At 64.0% G+C, this 15,017-nt stretch carries 14 protein-coding genes; 9 read left to right on the top strand and 5 right to left on the bottom strand.

Translation table 11 applies throughout. The features are described 5' to 3' along the window. Positions 1 to 103 precede the first annotated feature (103 nt). Together J4G43_RS08100 and J4G43_RS08105 are read left to right on the top strand one after the other, a co-directional pair. The gene (locus J4G43_RS08100; RefSeq protein WP_094184308.1) at positions 104 to 760 is read left to right on the top strand and encodes a tetratricopeptide repeat protein; all 657 of its coding nucleotides are present in this window, start codon (positions 104 to 106) and stop codon (positions 758 to 760) included. Positions 761 to 884: 124 nt separating this feature from the next. Then, on the top strand, positions 885 to 1,145 hold the full coding sequence (locus J4G43_RS08105; protein ID WP_208084466.1) for a hypothetical protein: 261 nt from the start codon (positions 885 to 887) through the stop codon (positions 1,143 to 1,145). 7 nt (positions 1,146 to 1,152) lie between these two features. Here the strand turns inward: J4G43_RS08105 and J4G43_RS08110 are convergent, their stop codons facing one another. Further along, entirely contained in the window at positions 1,153 to 1,335 is a 183-nt protein-coding gene (locus J4G43_RS08110) for a hypothetical protein (protein ID WP_063986707.1), read from the bottom strand. Positions 1,336 to 1,664: 329 nt separating this feature from the next. Between J4G43_RS08110 and J4G43_RS08115 the strand changes: the two genes are divergently transcribed. Beyond that, on the top strand, positions 1,665 to 2,621 hold the full coding sequence (locus J4G43_RS08115; RefSeq protein WP_208084467.1) for an alpha/beta fold hydrolase: 957 nt from the start codon (positions 1,665 to 1,667) through the stop codon (positions 2,619 to 2,621). A gap of 335 nt (positions 2,622 to 2,956) precedes the next feature. Here J4G43_RS08115 and J4G43_RS08120 read toward each other — a convergent pair whose 3' ends face one another. Both J4G43_RS08120 and cycA read right to left on the bottom strand, forming a co-directional pair. After that, the gene (locus tag J4G43_RS08120) at positions 2,957 to 3,994 is read right to left on the bottom strand and encodes an IS110 family RNA-guided transposase (protein ID WP_038381005.1); all 1,038 of its coding nucleotides are present in this window, start codon (positions 3,992 to 3,994) and stop codon (positions 2,957 to 2,959) included. A gap of 159 nt (positions 3,995 to 4,153) precedes the next feature. Next, positions 4,154 to 4,549: a cytochrome c-550 CycA gene (cycA, locus tag J4G43_RS08125; RefSeq protein ID WP_208084468.1), complete on the bottom strand. Its 396-nt coding sequence runs from the start codon at positions 4,547 to 4,549 to the stop codon at positions 4,154 to 4,156. Positions 4,550 to 4,813: 264 nt separating this feature from the next. On the opposite strand from cycA, the gene J4G43_RS08130 reads away from it, so the two are divergent. Both J4G43_RS08130 and J4G43_RS08135 read left to right on the top strand, forming a co-directional pair. After that, a complete protein-coding gene (locus J4G43_RS08130; RefSeq protein WP_063985637.1) occupies positions 4,814 to 6,307 on the top strand; it encodes an FAD-linked oxidase C-terminal domain-containing protein in 1,494 nt (497 codons plus the stop codon). A gap of 26 nt (positions 6,308 to 6,333) precedes the next feature. Continuing rightward, the gene (locus J4G43_RS08135) at positions 6,334 to 7,497 is read left to right on the top strand and encodes an acyltransferase family protein (protein ID WP_208084469.1); all 1,164 of its coding nucleotides are present in this window, start codon (positions 6,334 to 6,336) and stop codon (positions 7,495 to 7,497) included. Positions 7,498 to 7,542: 45 nt separating this feature from the next. Here the strand turns inward: J4G43_RS08135 and J4G43_RS08140 are convergent, their stop codons facing one another. After that, the gene (locus J4G43_RS08140) at positions 7,543 to 8,028 is read right to left on the bottom strand and encodes a putative quinol monooxygenase (protein WP_225004731.1); all 486 of its coding nucleotides are present in this window, start codon (positions 8,026 to 8,028) and stop codon (positions 7,543 to 7,545) included. Positions 8,029 to 8,249: 221 nt separating this feature from the next. On the opposite strand from J4G43_RS08140, the gene J4G43_RS08145 reads away from it, so the two are divergent. From J4G43_RS08145 to J4G43_RS08160, 4 genes are all read left to right on the top strand, one after another. Beyond that, the gene (locus tag J4G43_RS08145; protein WP_208084470.1) at positions 8,250 to 9,488 is read left to right on the top strand and encodes an FAD-binding protein; all 1,239 of its coding nucleotides are present in this window, start codon (positions 8,250 to 8,252) and stop codon (positions 9,486 to 9,488) included. Then, entirely contained in the window at positions 9,485 to 10,807 is a 1,323-nt protein-coding gene (gene glcF / locus J4G43_RS08150) for a glycolate oxidase subunit GlcF (protein ID WP_208084471.1), read from the top strand. The genes J4G43_RS08145 and glcF overlap by 4 nt, the downstream gene beginning before the upstream one ends. Before the next feature lie 68 nt (positions 10,808 to 10,875). Continuing rightward, the gene (locus J4G43_RS08155; RefSeq protein ID WP_225004733.1) at positions 10,876 to 11,226 is read left to right on the top strand and encodes a histone; all 351 of its coding nucleotides are present in this window, start codon (positions 10,876 to 10,878) and stop codon (positions 11,224 to 11,226) included. 435 nt (positions 11,227 to 11,661) lie between these two features. Then, a complete protein-coding gene (locus tag J4G43_RS08160; RefSeq protein WP_071909500.1) occupies positions 11,662 to 12,693 on the top strand; it encodes a TorF family putative porin in 1,032 nt (343 codons plus the stop codon). A 280-nt stretch (positions 12,694 to 12,973) separates the two neighbouring features. Here J4G43_RS08160 and J4G43_RS08165 read toward each other — a convergent pair whose 3' ends face one another. Continuing rightward, entirely contained in the window at positions 12,974 to 14,737 is a 1,764-nt protein-coding gene (locus J4G43_RS08165) for an ABC transporter ATP-binding protein/permease (RefSeq protein WP_208084473.1), read from the bottom strand. Positions 14,738 to 15,017 lie beyond the last annotated feature (280 nt).

Genomic DNA, 15,017 nt, shown 5'->3' on the forward strand with positions numbered 1-15,017 from the left:
GCCCTCGCGGTCGCCGCGCGCGCGCCCCGCAAGACCACGGCTCACACGAGTTTGACGCCGCCTTTGCTTTGCAAGGGCGGCTTTGCGCGTTTAGACTTTGCGCATGGCAGTGAGATTCCTGGCAGTGAGCTTCCCTTTCGCGCGCACCCTGTGTCTGGCCCTTGTGCTGGGCGCCACTGGCCTTACGCCAGCCCTGGCGCAGAAAGAGCTGCCTGCCCCTCCCGGCAAGGAACAGAAGAAGCTGCCGGAGGCGCCGGCCAAGCTGCCCAAGGTCGACCGCAGCAAGAATCTCGATTTCCTGTTCGGCGCGCTGAAGGCCGCGCCCGACGAGGCCAGCGCCAAGCATGTCGAGGCGCGGATCTGGGCGATCTGGATCCAGACCCCGAGCGACACCGCATCGCTGTTGATGGCGCGGGCCAAGACCGCGGTCGACGCGCAGAAGATCGACATCGCGATCAAGCTGCTGGATTCGGTCATCAAGCTCAGGCCCGACTACATCGAGGCCTGGAACCGGCGCGCCACGCTCTACTACATGCAGAATGACTACGGCCGCTCGCTTGCCGACATCCGCGAGGTGCTGATCCGGGAGCCTCGCCATTTCGGCGCGCTCGCAGGCCTCGGCATGATCATGCAGGAGGTCGGTGACGAGAAACGTGCGCTCGAGGCCTACCGCAAGGCGCTCGCCGTCAATCCGCACCTCGAGAAGATCCCCGAGCAGGTCAAGGCGCTGACCGAGAAGGTCGAAGGCCGCGACATCTAGCGGACAAGTTGATCATTTCCCGAGTGATTGCAGCGTGCGCGGATTAACCACGATCACACGTGCGGCGTTCTCAGGGGTATTGTTGAAGCGCGCGCAGGCCTACCTGCATGGCAGGAGCACGGCCATGAAGCGTTTGATCTTTGCAGGTGTATTGCTGCTCGCGTCGGGCTCGGTGAGCCTCGCCGACGGCTTGTTCTGGGTGGTCGGCAATCGCGCCACGGGCAAATGCAACATCGTAACCAGCAATCCCGTGATCATCGGCGACATCTGGTTCGGCGACGGTCCCTACAAATCCAGGGCCGATGCCAAGCTTGCCCGTTCGACGATCCGCGCCTGCCCTGCGGCCACACCCGACGAGGAAAAGGACGAGGACGGAACGAACTAGCCTGCACTTAGTGCAGGACGCTACCGGCGCGCTCGACAAGGCCGTGATCGGCGGCCGCGGCGTAAGCCTTTGCAAGCTCCGTCTCGAGATGCTCGTTGATCAGAAGCAGTGCCCGCACTGCACCGCGCAGGTCACCGTTGCAGCTCGCCACGATCTCGTCGATCGCAGTGTCTTTGGATCTGAAGCTCATCGACATTCTCCGGTTCAAATCAGGACAAATCCTGCCGGCCTTTCCCGCATCCCCTTGGAGTTTGCGAGGAGGATCGGCGCCCACCCGCGCCTAGATGGCGGAACCGACCGTGGCGATTATATGGAAGCCGCGATGACGACTGCATGAAGCTGGTCCGAGGCTTGCGCGCTGCGGGGAATGCCATTGATTTTATTGCATTTTTTCATGCTTGAATTATGCACATATCCACAGCCCCGGCATTTCAAGTGGAGCGCCGGGTTCCACGAAGCGAAATTGCCGCCCGCTAGTCTCGTAACTGCCAGGTGCCCTGGACCGTCCGGATTCTCTCCATGATCGTGATGTCAGTCGTGACCGCGCTGGTGCTGCTGGCGCTGGCCACGCAGGCCGGCGTCCTCGCCGTGCAACGCGCCTTTCCGCCTCAGGGCCGGATGGTCGAGGTCGACGGCGCTGTGCTTCACGTCGTCGATATCGGTCCGCGTGGTTCCGGCGTGCCGATCGTGATGCTGCACGGCGCGAGCTCCAATCTCGAAGCGATGCGGCGTCCGCTCGGCGACCTCCTGGCCAAAGACCATCGCGTCATTTTGATCAACCGTCCCGGTCACGGCTGGAGCACGCGGATGCGGCGGCACGATTCGACGCCGCAGATCCAGGCCCGGATGATCGACGAGGCGCTTCGTAAGCTCGGGATCGATCGCGCGGTCTTCGTCGTGCATTCCTGGAGCGGTGCGCTCGGCGCGCGGATCGCGCTCGATCATCCCGGCCGCGTCGCCGGTCTCGTCATGCTGGCGCCGGTGACCCACCCCTGGCGCGGCGGCGTCGGCCGCTACAACGAGATCGTCGCAACGCCGGTGATCGGCCCGCTGCTCGCCTACACCGTCACGCTGCCGCTGGGGTATTTCGTTGCCGAGGCCGGCGCGCGCAGCGTCTTCCTGCCGCAAATCATGCCGGACGGCTTCGTGCAGGACTCCGCGACGCCGCTATTGCTGCGCCCGCGCGAGTTCATCGCCAATGCCTATGATTTGGTGACGCTGAAGGAAGCGGTGACGGCGCAGGCTGCGCGTTATGGCGAGATCAAGGCACCGGTCACGATCATCGCTGGCGAGCCCGACAAGACGGTGAAGACCGCCATCCACGCGCGTCCCTTCGCCGCGATGGTGCCGGGTGCAAAGCTGATCGTGCTGCCCGATCTCGGCCACATGGTGCAGAACGCTGTGCCGGATCTGGTGAAGACGGAGATCGAGACGATGATCGGGAAAATCGTCCCTGCGCAGGCGGCCGCCGATTAAAGCGTTTTCGAGCGAAGTGGATACCGGTTCGCGTGAAGAAAACGCGTCAAAACAAGGAGCCCGAGCTTCGGTTCTTCTCTATTCGGCCGGATTTAGTCAAGGGCTTGATTGGGTGCCTCCTTGGGTTCGGTACCGCTCGCGGGGCCGTGCTTCTCTTCGGGATCAGCCGTATGGCTCTCCCAGCATGGGATCAGTAGAACGAGACGGAACAATCTGACTCGCGTGCTGATCGCAAGGACGCGACCGTACAAGAGCCCAAAGCGAACTCATCTCGTCCATCGTCCCGCGAGGGACCTCCTCCCGCTAAACAACGGGTGCGTGGACCGCGCGTCGCACTATTGTGCCGCGGGCGTGGCCTCCCGTGTCCAGCGGAATTCCGTTCCGTCGCTCCACATGCGGTGCATGATGACGGCGAGCCGCCGCGCCAAAGCGACGATCGCCTTCTGCTGCCCGCGTCGTTTGGCGATCTGCATGGCCCACGCCTTGAGCCAGGACCATTTCTGCACCCGCGTCAGCATGACCTGTGCGGCCTCATAGAGTAGCGCTCGCATGGCTTCATCACCGCACAGCGAAATCCGGCCGATGCGGTGGCTTTCGCCGGACTGGTTGAGAACTGGCGTCAATCCAAGGGACGGCCCGACGGCTTTCGAACTCTTGAAGCGGGCGGGAACGTCGATCGTGCTGATAAAGGCCAGCGACGTGACGGGGCCGACACCAGGGATCGTCATCAACCGACGACAGACCTCGCTTTCCCGGGCAAGTAGAAGCACTTTGCGATGCAGTTGTGTGAACTGTTCGCGTAAAACGCGTCGGGCGACGAGAAGCGGTTCCATGAGTTCGGCCAGCTCCGGCTGACCGCCGACGAGTTCGTGGATACGTTGTTCAAAGCCGATCACCCCCACAATTCCGACCTTCAAGCCGAAGTTGCGTAACAGCCCACGAATGTCATTCTCGATGGCAATGGCCTTCTCCTGAAGCAGCTTGCGACCGGCAAGCAGGACCCGTCGCTTTTGGCTGATCAGGGTCTTGACGTGGACAGGCCGGAACAAGCCGACGCGCATCATCTGCGCAATGCCACGCGCATCATTGCGGTCGCTCTTGTTCACCTGCGCCTTGAGGAACGCCTTGGCATGTCGCGTCTCGATGCAGATTACCGGCAGGCCAGCCTCCGCCAGCCCGCTGAACAGCCATTGCGACAGCGGTCCAGCCTCGAGCCCAATCCGATCAAACCGCCAAATCGGATCGTTGAGTGCAGCAAGAAGATCGTCCGGGTGACTCACCAACTTCGCTTCCCGGCAAATGCGGCCCGTTTCGTCGACAATGCACAGGGACGTCTCTTTGACCGACACGTCCAGTCCAGCGTAATGTTTCATGCTGCGCTTCTCCGTCTGATGCTTGTGGCTGTTCGAAAACAGACCACGTTTATCATCAACCTGAAGCGCAGCACCCTGCTAACGCGGGGCTCAGCAACAGGCCGAATACCCCATCTGACTCAATCAGAACCGAAGCTCGGGCGGCCGCCATTCACGCGCTTACTGCTTGATTTTCCCGTCCTTGTCGAACTGCGCGACGAAGGACCAGAGATTGTTGATCTCGTTCTCGTTCTTGATGCCGGCGAACGCCATCTTGGTGCCGGGGATCTTGGCCTTGGGGTCCTTGATGTATTCCTTGAACGTGGCTTCATCCCAGGTGATGCCGGAATTCTTGTTCGCATCCGAATAATTGTAGTCCGGCGCGGTGCCTGACTTGCGGCCGTTGAGGCCGTTGAGCTCGGGGCCGACCTTGTTCTTGGCGCCTTCGCCGATGGCGTGGCAGGCCAGGCATTTGTTGAACGACGATTTGCCGGCCGCAACATCCTGCGCCATCGCGGCGGGTGCGGCGGCAGTCACGGTGAGGATCATCAGTGCGCCAAAAGTCAGTTTTGTCATCGGGTGCTCTTCGTCTCTTCCCTGGTGGGTCTAGGCTGGTCGGTCTTGCCTGGTCGGCAAACGACGGACCCGCCGGTTTTGGCAGGCCCGCCCGGCTTGGACAAGCCACGAAACCATGACAGGTTTCATGCTGCCCTACTTGTCCCAGAGCGAACTCGCCGATGATCGCCGCTCCGACTTTCGGATGGCCTACCCAGACAGGCGCGGACGTGGTTGATTTGCCGCGATAATTTGATCGTGGGCTACGAGTCGGAAGGATATGTTATGGCCATCATGATGCCCGCGAGCGACCAGACCGTGCTGGCGCGCCGCGCTGAGATCGTGGCTGCATTGCGCGCAATCGTGCCCGGCGAGGGCGTGATCGACAGCGCCTCCGAGATGCGGGCCTACGAATCCGACGGGCTGACGGCCTATCGGCAACCGCCGATGGTCGTGGTGCTGCCCGATACGACCGAGCAGGTCTCGCTCGTCCTGAAATATTGTGCCGGGCAGGGGATCAAGGTGGTTCCGCGCGGCTCCGGCACTTCGCTGTCCGGGGGCGCGCTGCCGCTGGAAGATGGCGTGCTGCTCGGGCTCGGCAAGTTCAAGCGGATCCGCGAGATCGATTTCGACAACCGCGTCGTCGTCACCGAGCCGGGCGTCACCAATCTCGCCATCAGCCAGGCGGTCGCGCATGCCGGCTTCTACTACGCCCCCGATCCGTCCTCGCAGATCGCCTGCTCGATCGGCGGCAATGTCGCGGAGAATTCCGGCGGCGTGCACTGCCTGAAATACGGCATGACCACCAACAACGTGCTTGGTTGCGAGATTGTCCTGATGAGCGGCGAGATCCTGCGCATCGGCGGCAAGTCGGCGGAGAACACCGGCTACGACCTGATGGGCGTCATCACCGGCTCGGAAGGGCTGCTCGGGGTCATCACCGAGATCACGGTGCGCATCCTGCAAAAGCCGGAGACCGCGCGGGCGCTGATGGTCGGCTTCGCGCAGGTCGAGGCCGCCGGCGAATGCGTGGCGCGCATCATCGGCGCCGGCATCATCCCGGGCGGCATGGAGATGATGGACAAGCCGGCGATCCACGCCGCGGAGGCCTTCGTTCATGCCGGCTATCCGCTCGACGTCGAAGCGCTGCTCATCATCGAGCTCGACGGTCCCAAGATCGAGGTCGACGAGCTGATCACGCGCGTCGAGACCATTGCGAATGCTTGCGGCTCGACGACCTGCCAGATCTCGACCTCGGAGGCCGAGCGCAATTTGTTCTGGGCCGGCCGCAAAGCGGCGTTTCCGGCCGTGGGCCGCATCTCGCCCGATTATCTCTGCATGGACGGCACGATCCCGCGCGGCGCGCTGCCGAAGGCGCTCGCCCGCATCCGGGAGCTCTCGGAGAAGTACCAGCTCGGCTGCGCCAACGTGTTCCACGCCGGCGACGGCAATCTGCATCCGCTGATCCTCTACGATGCCAACAAGCCCGGCGAGATCGAGCGCGCCGAGGCCTTCGGCGCCGACATCCTGCGCGCCTGCGTCGAGTTCGGCGGGGTGCTCACCGGCGAGCACGGCGTCGGCATCGAGAAGCGCGACCTGATGCCGGAGATGTTCACCGAGATCGACCTCAACCAGCAGCAGCGCCTGAAATGCGCTTTTGACGCGCAGGGCCTGCTCAACCCCGGAAAGGTGTTTCCGACCCTGCACCGCTGCGCCGAGCTCGGCCGCATGCATGTGCATGCCGGGAAGGTGGCATTCCCGGATATTCCGCGGTTCTGACGGTCGATACCCGGCATGGCGGCGACATGGCGGACGTTCGGATCAGTGTGACGAAAGAAGCGCCGGGCAGGCCGCTGGCGAAGTCGCGCCTGCTGTTCATCGACAACGTCCGCTGGTCGATGATCATTCTCGTGCTGAGCATGCACGCAGCCGACACCTACAGTCCGTTCGGCAATTGGTACTATGTCGACCGGCGGGAGACCGGCTTCGGCACGGCCCTCTTCTTCGGCATCTATCAGAGCTTCCTCCAGGCCTTCTTCATGGCCGCGCTGTTCTTCATCGCCGGCTATTTCGCCGTCGGCGCCTTCGATCAGAAAGGACTTTCGAAATTTGCGCGTGATCGGCTGATCAGGCTCGGCTTGCCGACTTTGCTCTACATGTTGGTGATCGGCCCGCTGACGCAGTATTTTCTGTCATGGACTTGGGGCAAGGGCGGTTTCGGCCATCAATGGCTGACCCATCTGATGGACGGCGAATGGCTTTCCGAGACGGGACCGATGTGGTTTTGCGCGGTGCTGCTGCTGGTCTCGCTCCTCTATGGCCTGATCCGCCAGACTGGATGGCGGGAGCCCGAGGTTGCGCTGTGCGGCACGGGGATTGTTCTGTTCGTTGCGGCCATGGCGGCACTCACCTTCGCCGTTCGCATTGCCATCCACGCCGATACCTCCGTGCTCAACGTTCACCCCGGCGATCTCCCGCAATACGCTCTCATGTTCGCAGCCGGCGCCGTCGGCTATCGCGGCAATTGGATGCTTGGGCTTGCCGCGCGCTCCTGTATCCGCTGGGGACTGCTCGCGCTGTCGCTCTCTGTGCCGCTGTTTGCAGCGCTCGTGCTGTTCGGCGGAGGCCTGCAGGGTGACACCGCGCTCTATGCAGGCGGCTTCAACTTCGTCAGTGCCGGGAAGTGCCTGTGGGAGGCGCTGGTCTGCGTCGGCATGGGTCTCTTGATGCTGGCCGTCTACCGCCGCTATTTCGACGCGCAAGGGCCGGTCGCCAAATGGCTCTCGGACAACGCCTTCGGCGTCTACCTGATCCATCCGCCGATCCTGGTCGGCTTTGCCCTGCTTCTGCACGCACTGCCGCTCTTCGCACTCACGAAGGCGCTCCTGCTGACCATGTTGGCCGCGATCGGCAGCTTGGCCGTCTCGGCACTGATCCTGCGCAGATCGCCGCTGCGCGCGATCATATAGTCGTATGCCGCGGTCCGGATCGAACCGCGGCATACGAGTTGGTGTTTACATGAGTGCGTATCGAACCCGTTCGCGCTTCGCCAGCAGCGGCAGGGCTTCGCCGGCGATCCAGGTCTTGAAATGTGCGCTCTCCTGATGCGCCTTGAAAGCCGCCTCGTCGCGGAACAGCTCGTAGAACAGGAACTGGGCCGGATTGTCCCTGGCGCGCGAGATCAGGAACAGCTTGACGCCCTCCTCGCGCTGCGCCTCCGGCAGGAAGCGGTCGAGGATCGCGGCGACCTTGTCGGCCTCGCCGGGCTTGGCCTCCCATTGCGCGACGACGAGCAGGCCGCCGCCGTCGACGGCGTCGCTGAGGGATTTCTGCGTGGCATAGTGGTTCATGGTCCTTGCTCCTTGCTGCTGGGCTTGAGATGACGCCGCCGCCCATGGCGAGAGATAGATCGCCAGGACGGCGCCGAAGGCCCGGATCACCGATCTGCGGCTGAACGCTTCGTGGACGCGCGGAACCAGCCGCTGATGTGTCGATCGCATGCTTGTCTCCATCGGTTGGCCTCGATCGCGATCGGCGCAAGCTTGTAGCGAGGGTCTGCCGGCTTTGGTTCGCCGCTGATCGAAGTGTCGATGTCGTGAACGCTTCGATCATGATCGAAGCGTCGTGGTCGCCCGTGCAGGATCCCCGACTGCACCGGCGCTGATCGCCGGCGTCACGCCGCATTTGATTTTGGCGGCGAATTTCGCTACCGCCTTTTCCCGTGGATACGCTCAGGGTCAGAGACGCCAAAGACGTCGAAGAGGTGGTGCGCGCGGCGATTGCCAACGAGCAGCCGCTCGAGATCATCGGTCATGGCAGCAAGCGCGGCATTGGCCACACAATGGCGACCAACGCCGTGCTCGACCTCTCCGCGCTGAATGCCGTCACCTCTTACGAACCCAACGAGCTGATCGTCACGCTCCAGGCCGGCGCCCCGCTGGCCGATGTGCTGTCGCTGATCGATGCCAAGAACCAGCAATTCGCCTTCGAGCCGATGAATACGGCGCCGCTGCTCGGCACGCCCGCGTTGGGTACCATCGGCGGCATGATCGCGGCCGGTCTTGCCGGTCCGCGACGGATCAAGGCGGGCGGGGCGCGCGATCACCTGCTCGGGGCGCACGCCGTCTCCGGTTTCGGCGACAGCTTCAAGACCGGCGGCAAGGTGGTGAAGAACGTCACCGGCTACGACCTCTGCAAGCTGCTGGCGGGGTCCTGGGGCACGCTGTCGGTGATGACCGAGGTGACGTTCAAGGTGATGCCGAAGCCCGAAGCGGAGCGGACGCTGCTGCTGCGCGGGCTCGACGATGCCGTCGCCAACAAGGCGATGACCGCGGCGCTCGGCTCGCCCTTCGACGTCTCCGCCGCCGCGCATCTGCCGAAATCGGCCTTCCGGGCGAAGACCGACGGGCTGGGCGACATCGCCAGCCAGGGCGAAGCGCTGACCGTGCTGCGGCTCGAGGGCATCACGGCGTCCGCCGCGCACCGCGCCGGCTCGCTGCGCGAATTGTTGGCGCCGTTCGGAACCGCGACGCTGGTCGAGGATGTGGCGTCCGCCGCATTGTGGGCCACGATCCGCGACGTCCTGCCGTTCGCGGCCGGCGGTGCAGTTGGGGCCTGGCCGGTGTGGCGGATCGTCTGTCCGCCGGCTTCCGGCGCGGCGCTCGGGACCCAGCTGGCGCGCGAGACCGGCGGCGACATCATCTACGATTGGGGCGGCGGCCTGATCTGGGCCGCACTGCCGCCGAAGGCCGATGCGCATGCCCCGGCCGTGCGCCAGCGCGCGGATGCGGTCGGCGGGCACGCCACGCTGATCCGGGCGGCCGAGGACGTCAGGCGCGGTGTGGACGTATTCCATCCGCAGGCGCCCGGCGTCGCCGCGCTGAGCGATCGGGTCCGCGCCAGTTTCGATCCGAAAACCATTCTCAACCGGGGGCGGCTGACGCGGGGCGCTGCGGCATGAAGACCGAATTCTCACTGGCGCAGCTCGCCGACCCCGACATCGCGGAAGCCGACAAGATCCTGCGCGCCTGCGTCCATTGCGGCTTCTGCACTGCAACCTGTCCGACCTATGTGCTGCTCGGCGACGAGCTCGATAGCCCGCGCGGCCGCATCTACCTGATCAAGGAGATGCTGGAGAAGGACCAGGCCCCGACGGCCGAGGTGGTCAAGCATATCGATCGCTGCCTGTCGTGTCTGTCCTGCATGACGACCTGCCCCTCAGGGGTGAACTACATGCACCTCGTCGACCAGGCCCGGGTCAGGATCGAGCAACGCTACCAGCGGCCGCTGACCGAGCGGCTGTTGCGCCAGGTGCTGGCCTTTGTCCTGCCGAATCCGCAGCTCTTCCGCACCAGCATGTGGCTGGCGCGGCTCGCCCGTCCGCTTGCCGTATTCCTGCCGACGCCGCGGCCGTCGGCGACGCCCGGCCTGATCCAGCGCCTCAAGGCGATGCTGGCGCTGGCGCCGAACCGTCTGCCGTCGCCGGGCCCGCTCCCCGGCAGCGTGTTCGCGTCACTCGGCAAGAAGCGCGGCCGGGTCGCGCTGCTGCAGGGCTGTGCCCAGCAGGTGCTGGCGCCGCGCATCAACCAGGCCGCCATCAGCCTCCTCACCCGCCACGGCATTGAGGTTGTCCTGGTCCGGGACGAGCAGTGCTGCGGCGCGCTGACCCATCATCTGGGCAACGACCAGGATGCGTTGGCGCGGGCCCGCGCCAACGTCGCGGCGTGGCGAAAGGAAGCGGCCGGCGAGGGGCTCGACGCCATCCTGGTAACGGCCTCCGGCTGCGGCACGGTGATCAAGGACTACGGCTACCTGCTGCGCGAGGACACGGCGTTCGCGGCCGATGCGGCGCAGGTGTCCACGCTCGCCAAGGACATCACCGAATTCGTCGCCGGCCTCGAGCTCGCGACCACTACGCGACAGGACAACATCGTCGTCGCCTATCACTCCGCGTGTTCGTTGCAGCACGGCCAGAAAATCACGGGCCTTCCGAAAGAATTGCTTTCCAAGAATGGATTCGTGGTGAAAGATGTGCCGGAGAGCCATTTGTGTTGCGGCTCGGCGGGGACCTACAACATTCTCCAGCCCGAGCTTGCGGGCCGGTTGCGCGACCGCAAGGTCGCCAACATCGCAAGCGTCAAGCCGGACATGATTGCCGCGGGCAATATCGGCTGCATGGTGCAGATTGCCAGTGGCACGTCAGTTCCGGTCGTACACACGATTGAGCTTCTCGATTGGGCTACGGGCGGGTCGCGGCCGGCATTGAATGCCTCGAGCTAGCCTTCGTCCGGAGGTGACGGCTGAAGACGCCCGATCGACCATTGTTCGGCGGCAACAGGAGGACCACGATGGCGAAAGCGAAGAAGAAAAAAAGCAAGAAGGCCAAAAAGGCCAAGAAGGCTGTAGCGGCGAAGAAGACCGCGAAGAGGGCAGCCAAGAAGTCCGCGAAGAAATCTGCCAGGAAGGCCGCCCCGAAGAAGGCCGCCAAGAAGGCTGCGAAGAAGTCGGCCAAGAAGGCTGCCAAGCCGGCTGCACCGAAGAAGGCCGCAAAGAAAGCGGCACCGAAGAAGGCGAAGGCAGCTCCTGCGCCGAAGCCCTCAGCGCCGGTGGCGGCTCCGGCTCCGGAGCCCGCCGCCGAGACAAGCTGGGCGATGCCTTCGTCTTCTGCGGAGCCGACGCCGGCTGAGGGGCAAGGTTAGGCCCCGAGGTAGGGTCCAAGTCAGGTCCAAGGTGAGGGCAAAGGCTGGGTCCATCCCGACGACAACGACCGACAACAGGAAGGCCGCAGCGGTGACGCTGCGGCCTTTTTGCATCGGCACAATGGTCTCGGCGGTTGTCGTTTCTCGCGTCAGTCCGATTCGTGGCACAGGCACCCTGCACCGGCGGCTCCCGTATTAATCCGGGCGGCTCTGTGCACTTTGGAATGAAAATAATGTGATCGAGAAGCAACACAGGCGGACAACCTTCTGTAGAATCGTCAGAACGCCTAAAAAGTCGGCAGATGCTCGTGATTTTTGCTTCACGGTTCGCATCCTCCCATCCAGATTGTCGCGGTAACGAAATTTTGCAGACACGTCGTACGCCCGGGGGGCTTCCGGGAAACCGACTGGGTAGAACTGGTGATGGGGATCGAAATGAAAAAAGTGGCTTTGTTGGCAACGGCGCTGGCAATGGTGACGGGTTCGGCTTTCGCGGCAGACATGCCGGTCAAGGCTCTGAAGGCCCCGCCGCCGCCCGCCTTTGACCCCTGGGATGTCGCCTTCGGCGCCGGCATCATGAGCGATTACATCTTCCGCGGCGTCACTCAGTCGAACCACAATCCGTCGGTCGCGGCCTATTTCGAGCCGCGCTACAACGTCAACAAGGACCTCCAGCTCTACGTCGGTGCGTCCGCGGAGAGCATCTCGTTCCCGAACCGCGCCGCGGCTGAAGTCGACATCTACGGCGGTATCCGCCCGACCTTCGGCATGTTCGCCTTCGACTTCGGTATCTGGGGCTACCTCTATCCGGGCGGAAGCTGCTTCGGTTCGCAGGGCACCCTCGCCCAGGGCAATTGCGGGACCGGCCTCGACAATTCGCAGGGCGCGATCGGCCTTCCGATCAACGGCAACTTCGCCAAGAAGGACGCAAGCTTCTACGAAGTCTACGCCAAGCTGAATCTCAACATCAACGACCAGTGGGTCGTTGGTTTCAACGAGTACTATTCGCCGAACTTCCTGAACCTCGGTGCCTGGGGCAACTACGCCTCGATCACCGCCAAGTGGACCGCGCCGAGCACCACGTTCGGTGCCAGCGGCGTCGGCATGTATGTGTCGGGTGAATTCGGCCGTCAGTGGCTCGGCACGTCCGACATCTTCTACGGCATTGCCGGCGACCCGCTGTATTCCAACGGCATCAAGGAGCCGAGCTACAACACCTGGAACGTCGGCGTCGGCTTCACCTACAAGGTGTTCACGCTCGATCTGCGCTACTACGACACCGACCTCTCGAAGGGTAACTGCAACGCCTTCACCAGCGACTTCTCGGCCACCAACTCCAGCCCCGGTTTCGTGACGCCCATCAATGGCGGCGCGAACGCGGCCACGGCGTTCGGCTCCAACTGGTGCAGCGCGGCCGGCGTCGCCAAGCTCTCGGTCGACCTGACGGCGATGACCAACCTGAAGTAAGTTTCTTCCCGAGACGACCTAACGAGGGCGGCAGAGCAATCTGCCGCCCTTTTGCTTTGGGCGTAGGGTCGTCTGTGAGAGCGCGTAGGGTCGTCTGTGAGAGCGCTCGGCCTGCATTGGTTCGAGACGCGCCGTAAGGGCGGCGCTCCCCACCATGAGGGTCTAGGATCTTGCCGCGAGACAGACCTCATCCTGAGGAGCCCGCCGGAGGCGGGCGTCTCGTAAGGATGGCTGCAACGAAGGTCCTGTCGAGGCTAGCCTCAGGCCTGGTTGTGCCGCCTCAGCTCGCCGCGGTCGGCTCCGCCTGGGCCGGCTCGCCGTCCTTGCCGAGGACGTGGATCTCGCCGTCCTTCACCAACGCCACCTTGCGGGTGTGGAAGGCGTCGAGCGTCGAGCGGTGGCCGATCGAGACGAGGGTGGCCTGCGGCAGCTTCTCCGCCAGCAGCCGGTACAACCGGGCTTCCGATGGTTCGTCCAGCGACGCCGTGGCCTCGTCGAGGAACAGATAATCCGGCACGTGCAGCAGGGCGCGCGCGAGCCCCAGGCGCTGCTGCTCGCCGAGCGAGAGCGTCCTGTTCCAATGACCGTCCTCGTCGAGTCGCTCGGCCAGCTTCGGCATGCCGACCGCAATGAGTGCGTCCCGGATTTTCTCCGGTGCGACGGCGCCATGTTCTGCCGGGTAGATGACCGCGTCGCCTAGCGGGCCGATCGGGAAGTAGGGGCGCTGCGGTAGCATCATCAGCTTCGATTTCCCGGGTATGGCGATGGTGCCGGTGCCGAACGGCCAGACGCCGGCAATGGCCCGGAAAAGCGTCGACTTGCCGGAGCCCGACGGCCCGGTCACCAAGACCCGCTCCGCCGGTTGGATCGTGAAGGCATCGGCTGCGACCAGAGGCGCACCGTTCGGTAGCTTCACGAGCAGCTGCTTGAGCGCGATCGCCGTCGTGCTGCCGGATGGTGCAAGGCCGATGGTCGGCTCATGCGTCGGCGGGTGTGCGGCCGAGGCCACCGACATCTCGAAGCCGTCGAGACGGGCGACGATCGCGCGCCATTCCGCCAGCGCCCGGTAGGCCACCACGAAGAACGACAGCGCACCCTGGACGCTCGAGAAGGCCGATGCCGTCTGCATCATGTCGCCGAGCTGGATCTTCTTGGCGAAGAAGGCTGGCGCCACCAGCACGTAGGGAAAGATCACGGCAGCCTGCTGATAGCTCGCCGTGAACGCGGTGAGGCGCTTGGTCCGGCTCATGATGGCGTACCAGTTGCCGATCACGAAGCCAAAGCGACGGAAGAGACCGCCGCGTTCGGCACCCTCGCCCTTGAGCAGCGCGATCTGCTCGGAATTCTCGCGGACGCGGACGAGGTTGAAGCGGAAGTCGGCCTCATAGCGCTGTTGCTCGAAATTGAGATTGACCAGCGGGGCGCCGATCCAGTGCGTCAACGCGGTGCCGAAGATCGCGTAGATCAGCGCGCCCCAGCACAGGTAGCCGGGGATCATGAGATCGGTGCCGAACAGGTGCAGCGGCGCGGCGTTGGACAGGCCCCAGAGGATGATCACGAAGGAGAACAGCGTCACGATCGACGAGAGCAGGCCCAGTCCGATCGTCAGGGTCTGCTCGACAAAGTTCTTGACGTCGTCGGTGATGCGCTGGTCCGGGTTGTCGGCCGCATCGCCCTTGAGCTGCATGCGGTAATGCGTCGAGCCGTCGAGCCATTCGCGGAGATAGTGTTGGGTGAGCCACTGCCGCCAGCGGATCTGGAGCCACTGGTTCAGGTACAGCTTGTAGACCGCCAGCGCGATCGCCGTGAAGGCGAGGCCGATGAAGATCCAGATCTGCGTGACGAAGGCGTCCCAGTCGCTGTTCTGGAGCGCGCTGTAGAACCGGTTCTGCCACTGGTTCACCAGCACGTCGATCGCGACCAGCGCCAGCTCGATCGCGATCACGGCGGCGAGCAGGCCGCGGCCGACCCACTTGTCCTCCGATCGGAAATAGGGGGCGGCGATTCGCCAGACGATCGCGAGCGTGGCGCTGATGTTCTTCACAGAGCTCTGTCTCCTGAGGGGATGTGCACAACGCCCATAGGCCAAATGGCTGTGGCAACGGCAGAAAGCGCTTAGACTAAAGTCGCAAGTTCAGCAATTTGCGTTGGCTTGTCGCAGCTTGCAACCCTAGCATGGGTACAACGGCGCGGGGTGGGGGCCTCCGGGACTTCGCGGGCTTGTGAGCGGACGGGAACCGCCGCACTCGCGAGGAATTCGCGTCCAGCTCGGGGGTTATCGCTTCCAGCGTCAAGCAGGTTCGGCTGTCCACGCGGGCCGCCTG

This window comes from Bradyrhizobium barranii subsp. barranii (genome assembly GCF_017565645.3).
Taxonomy (GTDB): domain Bacteria; phylum Pseudomonadota; class Alphaproteobacteria; order Rhizobiales; family Xanthobacteraceae; genus Bradyrhizobium; species Bradyrhizobium barranii.